This is a genomic window from Aquirufa sp. OSTEICH-129A, assembly GCF_054558355.1.
In genome coordinates this window covers 276851-294379 of record NZ_JBPXKC010000002.1, presented here as the reverse complement: position 1 = coordinate 294379, position 17529 = coordinate 276851, and the positions used below count along the sequence as shown (strand labels likewise).

General features: G+C 39.7%; 19 protein-coding genes. 6 read left to right on the top strand and 13 right to left on the bottom strand.

What is annotated here, in order from left to right; genetic code table 11:
- Positions 1–60: 60 nt before the first annotated feature.
- The 3 genes from SKC36_RS05160 to SKC36_RS05150 all read right to left on the bottom strand — a co-directional run bounded on the left by SKC36_RS05160 (position 61) and on the right by SKC36_RS05150 (position 3447).
- Positions 61–1029: an SMP-30/gluconolactonase/LRE family protein gene (locus SKC36_RS05160; RefSeq protein ID WP_459465042.1), complete on the bottom strand. Its 969-nt coding sequence runs from the start codon at positions 1027–1029 to the stop codon at positions 61–63.
- 111 nt (positions 1030–1140) lie between these two features.
- On the bottom strand, positions 1141–2853 hold the full coding sequence (locus SKC36_RS05155; protein ID WP_459454255.1) for a GMC oxidoreductase: 1713 nt from the start codon (positions 2851–2853) through the stop codon (positions 1141–1143).
- Positions 2854–2877: 24 nt separating this feature from the next.
- Positions 2878–3447 (bottom strand): gluconate 2-dehydrogenase subunit 3 family protein, encoded by a 570-nt coding sequence (locus SKC36_RS05150; protein ID WP_459454357.1) that lies wholly within the window; start codon positions 3445–3447, stop codon positions 2878–2880.
- A 166-nt stretch (positions 3448–3613) separates the two neighbouring features.
- Between SKC36_RS05150 and prmC the strand changes: the two genes are divergently transcribed.
- The 5 genes from prmC to lpcA all read left to right on the top strand — a co-directional run bounded on the left by prmC (position 3614) and on the right by lpcA (position 6982).
- On the top strand, positions 3614–4468 hold the full coding sequence (prmC, locus tag SKC36_RS05145; protein ID WP_459465040.1) for a peptide chain release factor N(5)-glutamine methyltransferase: 855 nt from the start codon (positions 3614–3616) through the stop codon (positions 4466–4468).
- 130 nt (positions 4469–4598) lie between these two features.
- The gene (locus SKC36_RS05140) at positions 4599–5192 is read left to right on the top strand and encodes a LemA family protein (RefSeq protein WP_459465038.1); all 594 of its coding nucleotides are present in this window, start codon (positions 4599–4601) and stop codon (positions 5190–5192) included.
- A 2-nt stretch (positions 5193–5194) separates the two neighbouring features.
- Positions 5195–5620 carry a TPM domain-containing protein gene (locus SKC36_RS05135; protein WP_459465036.1) on the top strand — a complete coding sequence of 142 codons (426 nt, stop codon included), beginning with the start codon at positions 5195–5197 and terminating at the stop codon, positions 5618–5620.
- Between the two features lie 25 nt (positions 5621–5645).
- Positions 5646–6383, top strand: coding sequence for a TPM domain-containing protein (locus SKC36_RS05130; protein ID WP_459465034.1), 738 nt, complete (start codon positions 5646–5648; stop codon positions 6381–6383).
- 8 nt (positions 6384–6391) lie between these two features.
- Positions 6392–6982, top strand: a complete 591-nt coding sequence (gene lpcA / locus SKC36_RS05125) for a D-sedoheptulose 7-phosphate isomerase (protein WP_459465033.1) — start codon at positions 6392–6394, stop codon at positions 6980–6982.
- 122 nt (positions 6983–7104) lie between these two features.
- Here lpcA and ftsA read toward each other — a convergent pair whose 3' ends face one another.
- The 6 genes from ftsA to murD all read right to left on the bottom strand — a co-directional run bounded on the left by ftsA (position 7105) and on the right by murD (position 14287).
- On the bottom strand, positions 7105–8430 hold the full coding sequence (gene ftsA, locus SKC36_RS05120; protein WP_459465031.1) for a cell division protein FtsA: 1326 nt from the start codon (positions 8428–8430) through the stop codon (positions 7105–7107).
- Between the two features lie 66 nt (positions 8431–8496).
- Entirely contained in the window at positions 8497–9288 is a 792-nt protein-coding gene (locus SKC36_RS05115; protein ID WP_459465029.1) for a cell division protein FtsQ/DivIB, read from the bottom strand.
- 21 nt (positions 9289–9309) lie between these two features.
- Complete coding sequence (gene murC, locus SKC36_RS05110; RefSeq protein WP_459465027.1) at positions 9310–10686, bottom strand: UDP-N-acetylmuramate--L-alanine ligase; 1377 nt, start codon at positions 10684–10686, stop codon at positions 9310–9312.
- A complete protein-coding gene (gene murG / locus SKC36_RS05105; protein ID WP_459465025.1) occupies positions 10676–11788 on the bottom strand; it encodes an undecaprenyldiphospho-muramoylpentapeptide beta-N-acetylglucosaminyltransferase in 1113 nt (370 codons plus the stop codon). Before murG ends, murC begins: the two co-directional genes overlap by 11 nt.
- Positions 11788–12963, bottom strand: a complete 1176-nt coding sequence (locus SKC36_RS05100; protein WP_459454265.1) for an FtsW/RodA/SpoVE family cell cycle protein — start codon at positions 12961–12963, stop codon at positions 11788–11790. The genes murG and SKC36_RS05100 overlap by 1 nt, the downstream gene beginning before the upstream one ends.
- Positions 12953–14287: a UDP-N-acetylmuramoyl-L-alanine--D-glutamate ligase gene (murD, locus tag SKC36_RS05095; RefSeq protein WP_459465023.1), complete on the bottom strand. Its 1335-nt coding sequence runs from the start codon at positions 14285–14287 to the stop codon at positions 12953–12955. Before murD ends, SKC36_RS05100 begins: the two co-directional genes overlap by 11 nt.
- A gap of 297 nt (positions 14288–14584) precedes the next feature.
- Here murD and SKC36_RS05090 point away from each other — a divergent pair, with 297 nt between their 5' ends.
- Positions 14585–14821, top strand: a complete 237-nt coding sequence (locus SKC36_RS05090; RefSeq protein WP_459465021.1) for a hypothetical protein — start codon at positions 14585–14587, stop codon at positions 14819–14821.
- A 58-nt stretch (positions 14822–14879) separates the two neighbouring features.
- Here SKC36_RS05090 and tsf read toward each other — a convergent pair whose 3' ends face one another.
- The 4 genes from tsf to rplM form a co-directional block, all read right to left on the bottom strand.
- Entirely contained in the window at positions 14880–15713 is an 834-nt protein-coding gene (gene tsf, locus SKC36_RS05085) for a translation elongation factor Ts (RefSeq protein ID WP_109322234.1), read from the bottom strand.
- 13 nt (positions 15714–15726) lie between these two features.
- Entirely contained in the window at positions 15727–16536 is an 810-nt protein-coding gene (rpsB, locus tag SKC36_RS05080; RefSeq protein ID WP_459454268.1) for a 30S ribosomal protein S2, read from the bottom strand.
- An 81-nt stretch (positions 16537–16617) separates the two neighbouring features.
- Positions 16618–17007: a 30S ribosomal protein S9 gene (rpsI, locus tag SKC36_RS05075; RefSeq protein WP_109322236.1), complete on the bottom strand. Its 390-nt coding sequence runs from the start codon at positions 17005–17007 to the stop codon at positions 16618–16620.
- Between the two features lie 39 nt (positions 17008–17046).
- The gene (rplM, locus tag SKC36_RS05070; protein WP_109322237.1) at positions 17047–17490 is read right to left on the bottom strand and encodes a 50S ribosomal protein L13; all 444 of its coding nucleotides are present in this window, start codon (positions 17488–17490) and stop codon (positions 17047–17049) included.
- Positions 17491–17529 lie beyond the last annotated feature (39 nt).

The window sequence follows — 17529 nt, the reverse complement described above, 5'->3', positions numbered from 1 at the left end:
ATAATAAAGGCTTGAGAATTCTCCCAAGCCTTTATTTTTAATTGTATCATTTATAATTTCCTACCAGCCCATTCCTTTGGTCTTCGTTCTCACGCGTAACAAGTTCATGTCGGCCGTAATAAATAGGGTTGAGCCATCCTCGCCAAAAGCGACATTGGCGGTGGCACTGCCGGCCTCTATTCTTCCTAATAATTTACCTGCAGGACTAATAATCAATACACCTCCGGGACCTGTGGCCCATAAATTGCCTTCTTTGTCGACCTTAAATCCATCGGGTGCACCTCTCCAGCCATTTTTAGCTAGTTCTGCTCCATCAAAAAAGATTTTTCCCTCTCCTAAATTACCGTCTTTGTCAACGGGGAATGCCTTCCAAATTAAACCCTTCGGGTCCGATTGTCCTACATACAATATTTTCTCATCCGGACTAAATGCCAATCCATTTGGACGCGTCATGTCTTTAACTTGCAAGCTCAATTCACCCTTTTTATTCAAGCGATAAACACCTTGAAATGGGAGTTCCTTCGCAGGTTCATCTTTTCCTCTTCCAGGTAATCCATAAGGGGGATCGGTAAAATAATAATCTCCCGAACTATGTTGTACTAAATCATTGGGGCTATTCAGTTTTTTCCCCTCAAACAAATGCGCCAAGGTTTTCTTTTTGGCAGGATTGTCCAAAGGCATCTCGGCAATTCTACGATCGCCATGCTCACAAGAAACTAAATTTCCTTTTTTGTTGATGATTAATCCATTGGCTCCCGGTTCTTCCGAATAGGGTACGCTTCCCGTATAGCCCGATGGTTTTAAAAATACTTCGACATCCTTTCCTGGCGCCCATTTATGGATTACATTCTCAGGAACATCTGAAAACAACAAATAATTTCCTTTTTTGACCCAAACAGGACCTTCAGACCAAGTATAGCCTGTCCCTAAAATTTCGATGGGTGAATTAATATCCAGTAATTTATCCAAAGCAGGATCCAATCGATGAATCTTTCCAATGGTAGGATAGCTTTTTTCCTGTGCATTCATGCTAAAAAGGCCGCTTGTTAAACAGCAAAAGAGGTAAAAGATATTTTTTTTCATGGTCTTGAGAAAAAAAATGTGGACTCTGTAAGTCCACATTTCAAAGAAAAACTCAACTTATAAATTACGTTTTTTCAATTCTTTCACTGCAAAATCGGCCGCACGGGCTGTTAATGCCATATAGGTTAAGGAAGGATTCACACAAGATGCCGAAGTCATCGAAGCACCATCAGTGACAAAGACATTTTTTACAGCATGTACTTGATTATTGCCATTCAAAACGGAAGTTTTTGGATCACGACCCATGCGGGCAGTTCCCATTTCGTGAATAGCCATACCCGGATAAGAACCATTATCAAATGCTCTGACGTTTTTCAAACCAGCACTTTCTAACATTTCACGGGCATCTTCCATGATATCTTTACGCATTTTCTTCTCGTTTTCCTTGAATTCTGCATCAAATACCACTACCGGTAATCCCCATTTATCCTTTGTATTCGGATCTAAGTACATTTTGTTTTCATGGTATGGTAAAGTCTCACCAAAACCACTTAATCCCATCATCCATGGACCTGGTTTTGTCATGGATTCTTTGTAATCAATACCAAAGTTTAGATCACCCACGCCACGGTTCCATCCTTGACGTGAACCACTTCCTTGGTATCCGAATCCACGTAAGTAATCACGCTTATCGTTTCCAATATTTCGGTAACGAGGAATGTAGATACCATTAGCACGACGACCGATGTAATATTTGTCTTCATCTCCTTCCCAAACACCGCTAGCACCAATTTTGAAGTGGTGATCCATTAAGTTATGTCCTAATTCTCCAGAATCATTTCCGAAACCATTCGGGAAACGACGAGATTTGGAGTTCAATAATAGGGCAGTCGTACTAACCGTAGAACCGCAAACAAAAATGATTTTAGCATAATATTCACGTACATCTTTGGTAACCGTGTCAATTACTCGAACCCCTTTGGCTTTTTGTTTTTGTTCATCATATAAGATCTCAGAAACTAGAGAATCTGGACGAAGCGTCATTAAGCCTGTTTTGGCAGCAGGAGGTAGGGTACAAGATTGAGAACTGAAGTAAGCTCCATAAGGGCATCCTAAGCGGCACTTATTGCGGTATTGACATGCACTACGTCCAATGCCTAACTGAGCTTGCTTGGCTTCAGATAAGTTTGCCACACGACCTATCGTCATGTGTCTTCCAGGAAAGTTTTTCTCAATACGTTTTCTTACCTCTTTTTCCACGCAATACATGTCCATCGGTTTTAAAAATTCCGAATCGGGCAATTGAGGTAATCCTAATGCTTCCCCAGAAATTCCCACGTGCTTCTCCACATAAGAATACCAAGGCGCAATGTCTTTGTAACGAATAGGCCAATCCACGGCAATGCCATCTTTTAAATTTGCCTCGAAATCGATATCACTTAAACGATAGGTTTGGCGTCCCCACATGATGGATTTTCCTCCGACGATATTGGGACGGAACCAGTCAAAACGTTTTTCTTCCTTGTACATGGAGTCGGAATCATTGAACCAATAGGTTTCCGTCATCTCATTGTAAGGATAATCACGAGCTAATTTGGGGTGAGAGGCTTTTTGTTCATTGGTTAACAAACCATTGTATTTAAAATCCCAAGGATCTTTATAGCTAGGGGTATATCCTGTTATGTGCTCCATTTGCTTACCACGATCTAGTACCAAGACGCGCAAACCTTTTTCCGTTAATTCTTTGGCAGCATATCCACCAGAAACACCCGATCCTACGATGATGGCATCGTAAGTTTGATTTTTGATTGAATCTATATTTAAGTTCATTTTATTCTAGTCTTGACATGAAAATTAAAGTGCCCAAGTTTTTTGTCCTGGAGCTAATGGCATACATCCATCGAATTTACCTGGGATTGGTAGGTATTCCAAAGCCTTAGTAGCACCGATTTCTGATGTAAAATAACCTGTAGTGGTTAATTCTTTCATCATAAAAAAGAAAGGAATAGGGGCTTTTTTACCTTTATTGGCTGTTCTTTCAGCATCAGATTCTAGCATGATACTTGTCAAGGCTTCTTTCTTTTCTACGGCACTAGCTTGTGTGAATGATTTTCCCGTTTTAGCTTGACAATTGGCATCTAATTTGGCTAATCCAGCATAAAAATGCTCTTGATCTTCTTTAGGATAACAATCACGTACCACACGAACAATGAATTTCTCCACACCTGCCGCTTTGGCTCCTGGGGTTCCAGTGTTAGGAATGATTACATCGGCCACTTCCGCCAATAAAGACTCTTGATCAGCGCTTACACTAACAAATGCCCCATGGTTTAACTTTTCTCCTCGCAGTCCAGCCATGGCAGGGGCAGAAACAACACCACCCATTAACATGACCACACGCTGTACAGCTTCTCTACGGTTAATGTTCATATTCAGATTAATTTATAAGGATTCAAGGTTATTGCATTGAAATAATTCAATTTTTTCCATACTGATTTCAAATATATACAATTATAGCAAAATTACTAGTGGGTATTGGAGGTCATTTCTAAAAAAAATATTGCGTAAATTGTGGCCATAAAACTTGTATATGCCCATTTTAGCCGCTGATTTAGTTCGTCAAGTTCAGTCAGCCATACAGCCTTTATATTCAGCCCAAGAAGTAGACGCTATTGCCTATTTGATGGTAGAAATGAGTACGGGTGCGTCTCGCTTGGATTGCTTGATGGGAAAAGAAGTGGAAGAGGTCCCGCATTGGGAAGAATCCTTGGCTAGATTAACTCAGCATGAACCTTTTCAATATGTCTTGGGTAAAGCTTGGTTTCGAGATCGATTATTTGGATTAAATCCTCATACACTAATTCCAAGGCCAGAAACGGAGGAATTGGTGGATAATGCCTTGGAAAAAATACCCCAACAAAAAACCGATTATAAAGTCTTAGATGTGGGTACTGGCTCGGGCTGCGTGGCTATTTCTATTGCATTAGAAGCTCCTCATGCTCAAGTGTCTGCATGGGAAATATCTCAAGAAGCACAGCAACAGGCACAGCTTAATGCCCAATCGCTTGGTGCGCAAGTACAAATAGACTTACAAGATGTGTTTCATTGGTCCTCGCGAAAAGATGCTGAAATTTGGGATATGATTGTTTCCAATCCTCCTTATGTCATGTTTCAGGAGGCCGAGCACATGGAAAAGCATGTAAAGGACTATGAACCCGGCTTAGCCCTTTTTGTGCCTGATTCCAATCCATTGATTTTTTATGAAGTATTGGAAAGCATGGCTTTTAAACATTTGCGAAAGGATGGTTGGATTCTATTGGAGATTAACCAGGCCTTCGGTAAGGAAACTAAAGCGCTTTTTGAAAATAAAAACTGGAAGCAATTGGAATTGAAACAAGATTTTCATGGAAAAGATCGTTTTGTCATAGCCCAGAAGGACATTTAAATAAGTAATCTTACATTTGTCAGGGAAATGGAACATTTATCCTTTAAAAAGCATTTTAATGGAAATTTGCAAAGGACAGATAGTAATTTGTATACCTTTGCAGAGCAAAAATTTTAAAACAATATCAACAATGAACAGAAAACTTTGGATTGCTTTGGGCGTCATTGCTCTTGTGATTTTTTGGGGAGTCGGAGTGCGTAATGGATTAGCTACCAGTGACCAAGAAGTAAAAGGGTCATGGGCCAATGTACAATCGGCATATCAGCGTCGTGCTGATTTGATTCCAAACTTAGTTAAAACCGTACAGGGAGTTGCCAATTTTGAGAAATCAACATTGACGGATGTCATTCAAGCACGTGCTAGTGCCACACAAATGAAATTGGATGCCAAGGATTTAAGTCCTGAAAATATGCAGAAATACCAAGCAGCACAATCATCTTTAGGGGGAGCATTATCTCGTTTAATGGTTGTTGCTGAGAATTATCCTCAATTGAAAGCTACTGAGAATTTCTCTGAATTACAGGCTCAATTGGAAGGAACAGAAAACCGCATTAAGGAAGAAAGAGATCGTTTCAATGAATCGGTTAAGTCTTATAACAGTAAGGTGGTTACGTTTCCGAATAATTTGATTGCATCTTTCTCTGGATTTACTGAGAAAGGATATTTCCAAGCAGAGGCCGGTTCTGACAAAGCTCCAGAAGTAAATTTTGACGAGAAGAAATAAGGATGCACATAAGCCAGGAACAGCAAGCGGAGATTTTAAAAGCAATTAAAGAAGCTGAATTAGGAACTTCTGGTGAAATACGTGTGCACATAGAGAGTCATTGTGAAGGGCACCCGATCGAACGATCCAAGGTGCTCTTCTATCAATTAGGCATGAACCAAACCGATTTACAAAATGGGGTTTTGGTTTACTTAGCCATCAAAGATCGTAAATATGCCATCATTGGGGATAAAGGGATTGATGCCCATGTAAACCCTGAGTTTTGGGAAACCATACGCGATGAGATGAGGCCTTATTTGGCCAAAAATGAAATAGGAGCAGGATTAGCTTGGGGGATTCGTCGAATTGGCGAAGTTCTGACCATGTATTTCCCTTACCAAAAAGACGATATCAATGAGCTCACGGATGAGTTGTCCTTTGGGGCTTAATATAATACGAGTTTTTATCTTGGGCATGGCTTTCCTTGGCCTGTCTATGCCTTTACTTTTGGCACAAAATGGTATTCCAGAAAAGCCAAATGGTTATGTGCTGGATTTGTCCAATAAATTGAGCCCAGAAGAAAAGCAAAACTTAGAACAAAAATTGAGGGGCTATGCGGATAGCACATCCACTCAATTGGAGATAGTGATTGTTCCTACCACCGGCAATACCGATCCTTATGATTATGCCATGGAAATAGGCAAGGCATGGGGAGTTGGTCAAAAGGGTAAAAATAATGGTCTAGTCTTACTGATTGCCTCAGAAACTAGGAAAATTAGGATTGTTACAGGCCGAGGTTTAGAATCGGTCTTGCCTGATGCTATATGTAAAAGGATTATCAATCGGATTTTAAAACCTGCCTTAAAGCAGGGGAATTATTTTGGCGGTATTGATGCTGCTACCACAGAAATGATGCAAAGGGCTAGTGGTACCTTTCAATCTGATGGGAATGGAGAAGGTGAAAAAGGAATCCCATTAGTCTTTATTATTGTCATATTCTTTATCATCATCACCATCATTCGGGCCATCAAAAATAGAGGAGGAGGGTCCGGTCCTGGTTCCCACGGTGGAGGAATGTTTTTTCCACCCATCTTCTTAGGAGGAGGTCATTCGGGAGGCGGATTCGGTGGAAACAGCGGAGGCGGTGGATTCGATTTTGGTGGATTCGGAGGTGGAGATTTTGGTGGCGGTGGCGCAGGCGGAGATTTTTAACAGTAGTTATGAGCATGGTACAACAATTAATACAGAATTCATTAAAGGAATCTCAGTCGGTTTTAGAGCGATTTGTAAATAATCCAAAACAAATACAGGCCATTGAGGCTGCGGCTCAGGTTATGGTGGAGGCCCTTAAAGAGGGTCATAAAATCATTTCCTGTGGAAATGGGGGTAGCCACTGTGATGCCATGCATTTTGCCGAAGAATTATCTGGACGTTATCGGGAAAACCGCCCTGCTTTAGCAGCCATGGCAATTTCAGATCCATCTCATATAACTTGTGTGAGTAATGATTTTGGTTACAATTTTGTTTTTTCCCGATTTATAGAAGGTTTAGGACAAGCAGGGGATGTATTAGTGGGAATATCCACAAGTGGAAACTCAGCCAGTATTATAGAAGCAGTAATAGCTGCTAAACAAAAAGGAATGAAGGTGATATTACTCACTGGAAAAGATGGTGGGAAATTGGCAGGTTTAGGAGATGTAGAAATTCGTGTTGAGCACGAAGGTTTTGCTGACCGTATTCAAGAAATTCACATCAAGGTCATTCATATTATGATTCAATTGGTGGAATATCACCTGTTTGGAAGACAATAACCCTTTACCTAGTTAGCAGCCTTAGGATGTAAGCTAGGGCTTTTACGTTATGCCCATGTAGGGTTTAATCAAAAAAAAGGCCCCAAATTCATTGGGGCCTTTTTATATTTATTTTAAAGTAATTAGTATTCTCCTTCTGCTTCATTGCTACCCATGAGTACATCTACTACACGGGAGAATATAGTTTTTATACCTGGTTTGTCTCCAACTTTACCGGGGTCTTTTGGACCATCTCCACCAATGATAGCAGGTTCTTGCTCTTTTGTTGGAATAGCTTGGTCTAATTGTTCGTAATAAACTTGTACTAAACCAATGGCGGTAGCAAAGGATGGATCAAGAATTTCTTCCGATGCCTGTGAGTTTTGTACCACCATAGGAACACCAATGCGGCATTCTAAATCGGTCAATTTTTGGAATAACTCAGCAATGTCGGGTAATTGAGCTCCACCACCGCAAAGCACAATGCCACTTTTGAAGGCCTGAGGATCGCCAACTTTACTGATTTCAGCTACAATTTTAGCGGCCAATTCTTTTAGGCGCTCTTCTAAAATGATGGCTAAGTTTTTAACTGATACCGGGCTAGGTTTACGCCCCGCAATACCTGGAATCATTACTACTTCATTGATATCAATTAATTTACTTACAGCTGAGCCAAAGGTAGTTTTTAATGCTTCTGCATTTTCCAATGATACATTCAATCCAATTCTAATGTCTTCGGTCAACCTATCTCCACCCCAATTTAGAATGCTGGCTTGTACCAATCTTTTGTTTTGGTATACACTGATTTCAGTGGTGCCACTTCCGATATCTACCAAGATAACTCCTTCTTCTTTTTCTTCTGGACTTAATACGGCTGTCGATGCAGCAATTGGACTAAAATAAACATTTCCCTTTTTGAGGTGGTCAGATTCAGCTGCTTCTAAGCATTGAACCAATAAACCATATTTATCAGGATTCGCCGTAACTACCATGAAGTCGGCTTGGATTTTCTGACCAATTTGTCCAACAGGGTCTAGGGTAGTAGGTAAATTATCTACTTTAAAACCGATGGGTAGCGTATGTAAAATACAAGGATTCTTCTCTGTAATGGGTTTTTTAGCCTCTTCAATCAAGGCATAAACCTCCTGAAGTGATACAGCCTCGCGCGGATTCTTCCGGATTTTCGTGCTAGAATAGGGCTGAACACTAATATGACTTCCTGACAAATTCGAGGCAAAATAATAATCGGTATTCTTGCCTTCCAAGGCACCAGAGATTTTTTTAAGCGCCTCTGCAATAGCTGCAGTAGTTTTATGAATATTGACAATCTCTCCTCGTAAAATGTTTCCAACCGTACTGGCTTTACCTGATGCAATGATCTCTAATTTACCAGTGGCATTTTGTCTGCCAGCTACAGCTCTTACGAAGGAGCTACCAATGTCTAATCCGATGATTAAATCGTTCCGCATAATTTGTTATTGAAGATTACTCTAGCTTAATAGGAAGCCATAAAGGTTTAAAAATAGCTATTTTGACTAATAATCGCAAATAACCTGATTCTTATATTTTAAGCGTACCCAGCGATAAGTATTCCAGCCTTTGTTTGGAATTATCTTCTTATAAAACAGGGCTAGTTTTTTGAATTTTGTCTCCACATTGATAGGCAAACCAAAGTCGACCCGCGTGATACCTAAGGTAGGAATCATCACAACACCACCATCTTCCGCAACTTCCAATTGTGAAATTTGGGCTCTCCAAAATTCATTGTTATTGATGAATTCAAATAGTGCTACCAAATGTTTTCCTTTCGCATCACTTAGGTTTTTTCGATTCTTTTTGAAAAAAGGACCTGAAACGACGAGGATTCGGGGGGTGAAAAGTGGACTAGTACCAATGAATTTACCATCTTGGGTGACATATTGGTCGCTCAATTCAGATTCACTGACGGTGCTTCTTAGGATACGTGCAATGGGGCTATATTCTTTGACAGAAATGATGATTTTGCCCGAAAAGTCATAGTGCGCTTCACAGGATTTTACCAAAGGAATGCGTTTGACTCGCTCTTCCATTTGATGTAAGGAAATATTTTGAAGATACTTGCCTACATAGTACCTAGTACCTTGCTCAGTGACAACATTATTGATATCTTTTTTACCTAGAAGCGGTCTTTCATTTTCAGAATCTAACTTAACCACGATGCCCGTGCATTTGATATCGTTGTAAGATAAATCAGAATAGATAACGGCTGCTACGCCCATGCTCAACAAGATGATTAAGCTGATTAATCGTTTGATTAGTGCCCACTTACTTGTGTTTAATAGAGCCATGTAATGAGTTTTTTTTTAATTTTATTGTAATGAGTCTTTTAAATCGGCCAAAAGTAAATCAATATCTCCTGCACCCATGGTGACTAATAGTCGGGGCTTTTTGACTTTAATGACTTGTTTTAAAGCTTCTTTGCTGATGCATTGTTTATGTTCTAACTGGACAATTTCCAATAATTTTTCAGAAGTGACTCCCGGAATGGGAAGTTCTCTGGCTGGATAAATGTCCAATAAATATAATTCATCTGCTAAGGAAAGACTTTGTGCAAAATCATCTAAAAAATCCCTAGTTCTGGAAAATAAATGTGGTTGAAAAACAGCCACTATTTTCTCATTGGGATATAAAGCCCGTACGGAATTCAAGCATGCCGCTATTTCAGTAGGATGGTGTGCATAGTCATCAATCATGACATGATCCTCGGATTCAACATGGTATTCAAACCTTCTTTTTACACCTTTGAAGCTAGCAATACCTGCTTTAATTTCTTCACCTGTTAATCCCACTTGCATGGAAAGGGCAGCCGCTGCTAAAGCATTTTCAATGTTATGAAAACCTGGAATACGCATCGGAATATCTTTAATTTCACCCCCAGGATATAGCATATCAAACACCATGCGATGTGCTTGAATACGTATATTAATAGCCTGGAAATCACCTGAATCTATTCCAAAAGTTGCATTTTTTTGTTGGGATACTAAACCCAAGCCTACTTTTTGAATAAAAAAACCTTGGTCCTGAATTTGGCTAACAAATAATTGAAAAGATTCTACCACTTGTTCTGAGGCTCCATAGATATCCAAATGGTCAGCATCGGTGGAGGTAACTACGGCCGCATAAGGGTGTAAGGTTAAAAATGAACGATCGTACTCATCGGCCTCTACCACACAAATGATATTTTCTTTGTCTTTATTGGGAATAAAGTTCGTCCCATAATTTTGTGTAATTCCACCTAAAAAGGCGGTCACATTTTTATTGGCATGAATAAGTAAATGCGTCAATAGGGAAGAAGTCGTGGTTTTACCATGTGTCCCTGCCACAGCTAAGGTTGGAATTTGTTGTGTAATCCAGCCTAATATTTCAGATCTTTTAAATAGCGGAATGCCTAAGCTAAGCAAATAGTTTTTTTCAACATGATCAGCCGGAATGGCTGGTGTATAAATGAATAGGCTATGCGCTGTATCCGCCAGAATTTCAGCAGGAATGCAGGTAATATCATCCGTATAATGGATATTCATGCCTTCCTGACTAAGGGTTTTGGTCAATGGGCTTTCTGTTTTATCGTATCCTGCCACTGGAAATCCATTATGTAAAAACCAGCGGGCAATGGCCGACATACCGATACCCCCTATACCTAGGAAATAGACATAAGTTAAATCTTTCAGTTGAATATTACTTTTCATGTAGGGTAAGCAAGGCTAAAATGTTCGTAGCTATATCTTGTGCGGCCATCGGTTTAGCCATGGATTTACTTTGTTTTTCAATTTGAGCGATGAGCTCTTTGTTTTGTAAGCTTTTAATGGCCTCATCGATTAATGTCTGTTGGGCATCTCCATCTTTGACTAATATGGCAGCACCCTCGGATACTAGGCTATGGGCATTTTGGGTTTGATGATCTTCAGCGGCACTCGGTAACGGAACTAAGATACTGGCTTTTCCTACCAAGCAAATTTCTGACACGGAAAGAGCGCCTGCTCGGGAAATCACTAAGTCGGCAGCAGCATAGGCCAAATCCATTTCATAGATAAATGCCGACACAAAAGCGCTTAGATCTTTTTGCTTTTCTACGGAGGCTATGGCTTCTTTTTCAAAAGGTATACCTGTTTGCCAAATAATTTGCACCTGAGATTGGGCTAATTTTTCTAATCCGGCTTGGATAGCTAAATTGATGCTTCTAGCTCCTTGGCTTCCTCCAATGATTAAAATGCAAGGCATTTTAGGATTTAGACCAAAATGCTTGATGGCTTTTTCTTTTTTACCGGCTTGATCGATCAAGTCTTTTCGAACAGGATTACCTAAATAATGAATTTTTTCTTTGGGGAAGAATTTTTCCATATTGGGGTAGGCCACAAAGATTTGTTGGGCTTTGGAACTCAAAAATTTATTGGTAATTCCTGCAAAAGAGTTTTGTTCTTGGATGACAAATGGGACACCTTTAATCCAAGCAGCTAGTAACATGGGGCCCGATGCGTATCCACCAACTCCTACGGCCAAATCAGGTTTGAACTCATTTAATATAGAAAACGCTTTGGATAGACTTTTGATTAATTTAAAGGGGAAAAGTAGGTTTTTCATCATGTGTTGACGGTTGATGCCAACGATAGGGAGCCCTACAACGTTAAAACCAGCTTTAGGCACTTTCTCCATTTCCATTTTTCCCTCAGCACCTACAAATAGAAATTCACTATTGGGTGCCAATTCTTGGATAGCTGAAGCTATGGCAATGGCTGGATAGATATGTCCACCAGTGCCACCCCCTGAAATGATGATTCTTTTTGGTTTCACTAAATAATAGTTTTAAGATCTTTAGTTTCTTGTTCTTTATCTCTACTTACTGAAAGAATGAGACCAATACTAATGGCTGTAAATATCAGTGAAGTACCACCTGCTGATACCATGGGCATAGGCTGTCCTGTCACTGGACCTGCACCTACAGCAACCAGCATATTGATAAAGGCTTGAAAAACGATAGAAAAAGTGAGTCCTGCCGATAGTAATCCACCAAATGGTTTACCACTATGCCGGACGGCATTCGCCCCTCGGTACATGAGCCAGAGGAAAAAGATTGGGATTAAAATGGCCACGACGATACCGTATTCTTCTACTATAATGGCATAGACAAAATCGGATTCTGCCTGTGAAAGGAAGTAACGTTGCTGACTTCTACCAGGTCCTTTGGGGCTTAATGCTCCCGTGGCAATGGCATAGTAACTTCGGTAAAGCTGGTAATCTTCGTCTTTTTTGTCAATGGATTTACTATCCTGTTTTCCTACTCGATTTCTAAAATTTGTAATCCTTGCTTTTACGGTTTTTGCTCTTTGGCCTATTTCAAGGGTAACGACCAAGCTAGCCAAAATAGCGACGGAGGCAATGATGTAACCAATTTGTTTCCATGGAACCCGACCAAAAATCATTAGGATGATACTAGTCAGGAATATCAAAATGCTTGTTGAAAAGTTTGATAACATGATCAAGAAGCAGGTGATTCCAATTTTAATTAATAACCAAAGGAAAAACTGCCAATTATATGCCTCAGGATTAGATTGTCGGGTTGAAAAGTCTTTTGCTAAACTACCTATCAAACATAATTTAGCCATGTCTGAGGGCATAAAAGAAATAGGTCCAATCTCCAACCAGCGACTTGCTCCTCCTTTACTTTCTCCAAAAATAAAGGCAACTAGGATGAGCATCCAGGAAAAGATAAGTGCTAAATGACTGTATTGCGCAAATTTCAAATAGTTTTGCCGAGAGAACCACGACATCATGATGAATGAGAATATTAAGATCACGAAAGACTTAATAAAGCTCATGATAGGGTCCATCGGATTCATCATCACCATACGGCCTTTGGCAGAAAACTGTATGAGCAAGCCAAAGGCATTTAGGACAAATACGATGAACCATATTTGGTAATCTCCAGCTAATTTAGACTTGATGAATTCAGAGATTCTATTTTCCATCGTTGAGCATTTTTACCATGGCTTTAAATTGATTTCCACGATCCTCGTAGTTTTTAAATAAGTCAAAACTAGCGCAGGCAGGAGAGAGCAATACTACATCTCCAGCTTGTCCCCACTCCATACTTTTTTTGACAGCTATCTCTAAATTGTCTGTTGAAAAGATGGAAGAACAAATAGGCCCAAAATGGGATTCTAGTTTTTTGTTATCTGTACCTAGGCAGATAATACCTTTTACCTTCTCTTTGACTAAATCATCCAAGACTTCATATTCATTGCCTTTATCAACACCTCCAATGAGTAGAATGATGGGTTGTTTGAAACTATTTAAGGCATAAAAAACTGCGTCGACATTCGTGGCTTTGGAATCATTAATGAATTGTACTCCATTCCAAGTTCCACAAGGTTCTAGTCGGTGCGGGGCGTTTTCAAAGGTTTTAAGTGCCCTATGAATAGACTCTGCACTAATTCCAACAGCTTCTGCTGCCAAAATTGCTGCTGACATATTGATGGCATTATGTGGGCCTTTCAAAGGGGCATCCTCCAGGTTTAAGTGGAATTGAGAAGCACCCTTCAATTGATTATTTTGGATCAGCATGTCGGCCTTAGAATCATCAAAACTAATGGTTCTTAGCTTTGCTTGATGGGGTAAAGAGCTAGCGTGCGATAATAGTACGGGATCACCTGACCAAAAGATGCACGTATTATGGGAGGTAGCATTTTGAAAAATGCGAAATTTCGATTGAATATAATTTTCGAATTGGTAATCGTACCTATCTAAATGATCGGGGGTGATGTTTAATAATACGGCTACATCAGGAGCAAAATGGTAACAACGATCAAGCTGAAAGGAAGAAATTTCTAATACATAATAGTCATGTTGATTTTCCATGACTTGTTTAGCAAAACTATGGCCGATATTACCAGCCAAACCTACTCGATATCCTGCTTCTTTTAATAAATGGTAGGTTAATAGGGTGGTGGTTGTCTTTCCATTGCTACCGGTAATAGCAATGATTTTGGCCTGTGTATACCGTGCTGCAAATTCTATTTCTGAAATAAGAGAAATGTTTTTTTGCTTAATTTCTTTGACGATAGGGCTTTTTTCGGGTATTCCTGGGCTGATGATTATTTCATCAGCTTCCAGCACTTTTTCCATGGTATGGCTTCCTTGTTCAAAAGGAATTTGCGCGTCCAATAGGTTTTGTTGGTATTCGGGTTTTAATTGTCCTTGATCGGATAAAAAGACCTCGAAGCCTTGATGTTTGGCCAACAAGGCAGCCCCAACGCCACTTTCACCCCCGCCTAGGACTACAATTTTTGACATTTGCTTAAAAAAATGGAAAACAAAAGATATAAACTAATACAAGTTAGAAAATGTCTTGGACTAATGAAAATGAGAAATCACCACTTTTATAAAAATTAGAGATTATGTTTTTCAGGAAATAAGATTACCAAATATCAAGTAGTTGATATTAAGTACTGAAATGCTAAAGTTGATTTCAAATGAAGGGAATTTTAGGTAAAATGGTAGATTTTGCTTTCGACGTTCAATTAAGAAATTTAATTCGCGATTATTATGATTTATTGACAGACTATATTCCGTTAAATAATTTTCATTTTTTTGTCCAAACCGATAATCAATGTAACCGCTATGAGATTTGAAGGAAGTATTGTATTTCAATTTGAAATATTAAATGAAAAGCATGATGCCGAAAGGCAACGGGTAGAATCATTCCGTAAATTCAATGCGGCTAATGAACGATATTTTCGCTTTATTGAATCTGGGTTGATGCGAAAGCGAGGTTACACACTTCGAGGAATAGAAGATGTTCATTTACACAGAATTAAAAAAATCTAATGGGCAAAAAAAAGACCAACTTTTCAGCTGGTCTTTTTTACTTTCGGTGGATTGGAAATTAAGCCAAAGCCACACGTTTGAAAGTTGAGATCGTCAAACCTTTCTGAGTTTGCTCTAACAACTGACGAATATTGATCGATGAATCTTTCACGAATTGTTGGTTCAATAAAGTAGATTCTTTGTAGAACTTCTCTAATTTACCAACTGCAATTTTCTCTAACATCGCTTCAGGCTTACCTTCTTGACGAGCTTGATCTTTTCCGATTTCGATTTCACGTTGAATCGTTTCCGCATCAACACCATCTTTATCTAAAGCTACTGGCTTCATCGCAGTGATTTGCATCGCGATATCTTTACCTACTTCTGTCACATCTGTTCCCTCAACACCTTCGAATGCTACTAAAACACCGATTTTGTTGTTGGAGTGGATATAAGATACAACTTTCTCCGCATCAATGTTTTCATAGGCAGCTAAAGTGATTTTTTCACCAATTTTACCTGTTAATTCAATGATGTGACCTTCTACTGAACGTCCGTCTGAAAGTGGTTCAGCTAAAAGAGCAGAAGCACTAGGAGCGTGTGATTTCACAGCAGCTTCTAGAATGCTTTGAGCTAAGTTATTGAAATCGGCTACTTTTGAAACTGGTTCAGTTTCGCAAGCAAGAGCGATTAATTTACCATTTGAATGATCGGCTGAAAGAGCTACGAGTACTACTCCCTCGTTGGTTGCGTTTTCAGCACGTTTTGCTGCTACCTTCTGACCTGCTTTACGAAGAATATCGATTGCTGCTTCGAAATCGCCATCGGCTTCCGTCAAAGCTTTTTTGCAATCCATCATTCCGGCGCCAGTCATTTGGCGTAATTTATTAACGTCTGCGGCTGTAATTGACATTTTATGAATATGTTTATTCTTGTTCTGCTTCTTTTTCGTACTTAGCGGCTACTTTAGCTGCTTCTTGTGATTCCTCATCTGCAATACGCTTTGATTCCTCTTCTTCAGCTAAACGAGCATCGTCTTTATCTTGTTTTCTTTCAGCTAAACCTTCTTCGATAGCTTTACCAATAGCAGCTGTAATAACAGCAATGGATTTGTAAGCATCATCATTTGCAGGGATAGGGAAATCAACTAAATCTGGGTTAGAGTTAGTATCGCACATAGCAAAAACTGGGATACCTAATTTTTTAGCTTCTTCTACTGCAATGTGCTCACGCTTAACGTCAACCACAAAAAGAGCTGCTGGAAGGCGAGTTAATTCAGTGATACCACCTAATACACGCTTCAATTTCTCTTCTTCACGCGTCATCATTAAACGCTCACGCTTAGCAAGAGTTTTTACGATTACTTCGTCTTTTAACATTTTGTCGATGCTTGACATCTTCTTGATAGACTTGCGTACAGTCGCGAAGTTAGTCAACATACCACCTAACCAACGATCGGTTACGTAAGGCATCTTTAATTTTTCTGCTTCAGCAGATACCACTTCTTGTGCTTGCTTTTTAGTCGCAACGAACATGATCTTACGACCAGAACGAACGATAGCACGCATAGCTGCAGTAGCTTCGTCTAAACAAGAAAGAGTTTTATTAAGATCGATGATGTGAATCCCGTTCTTCTCCATGAAGATGTAAGGAGCCATTTTCGGGTCCCACTTACGGGTAAGGTGTCCAAAGTGTACACCTGCATCTAATAATTCATTGTAGCTTAATTGTGCCATTTTTTGAGTTTAAGAATGAGGAAAAATAAAAATGTGGAAAAGGCATCGGCAACAGACAAGCCCTTTCCACGCAATTTGGGATTAACGCTTAGAGAATTGGAATCTCTTACGCGCCTTTCTTCTACCTGGTTTCTTACGTTCTACCATGCGTGGGTCACGCGTTAGGAAACCTTCTTTTTTCAAAGGTGAACGTAATTCCGAGTCTTGCGTTTGCAATGCACGAGAAATAGCTAAGCGTAAAGCTTCAGCTTGTCCTTTGATTCCACCACCATCTACGTTGGCGGTTACATCAAAAGAACCTAATGTGTTGGTTAATGCGAAAGGCTGATTAACGACAATCTGAAGAATTTCAGATGGGAAGTAATCAGTCATCGTACGGCCGTTGATTTTAATCTGGCCTTTACCAGGGGTCATTGAAATACGGGCAATTGCCGTCTTTCTTCTACCGATTTTGCTTGTTAATTCTGCCATTTGATTGAGGATTGACCTATTTTTGGGTCATATTGTCCGTTAAAACTTTATTTCTTTTGGTTGTTGAGCTGCATGAGGGTGCTCAGTACCAGCATATACAAATAGGTTAGTGAATAATTCACGTCCTAAACGATTTTTTGGTAACATACCTTTCACCGCAGATTCTATCACACCGCGTGGGTTCTTAACTAACACCTCACGTGGAGTAGCAAAACGCTGTCCACCTGGATATCCTGTGTGACGGATGTACACCTTGTCAGTCATTTTCTTTCCTGTCAAGCGAACTTTCTCCGCATTGATCACAATGACATTATCACCACAATCTACGTGTGGAGTGAATGAAGGCTTGTGCTTGCCACGAATAATTTTTGCGATTTCAGAACATAAACGTCCTAAAACTTGATTTTCAGCATCTACCACCACCCAGTCTTTCTGTACTGTAGCCTTATTGGCGGAGATGGTTTTGTAACTTAAAGTATCCACTATAGTATTGTTTAACTGTTGAATCGCACCATAAAGACC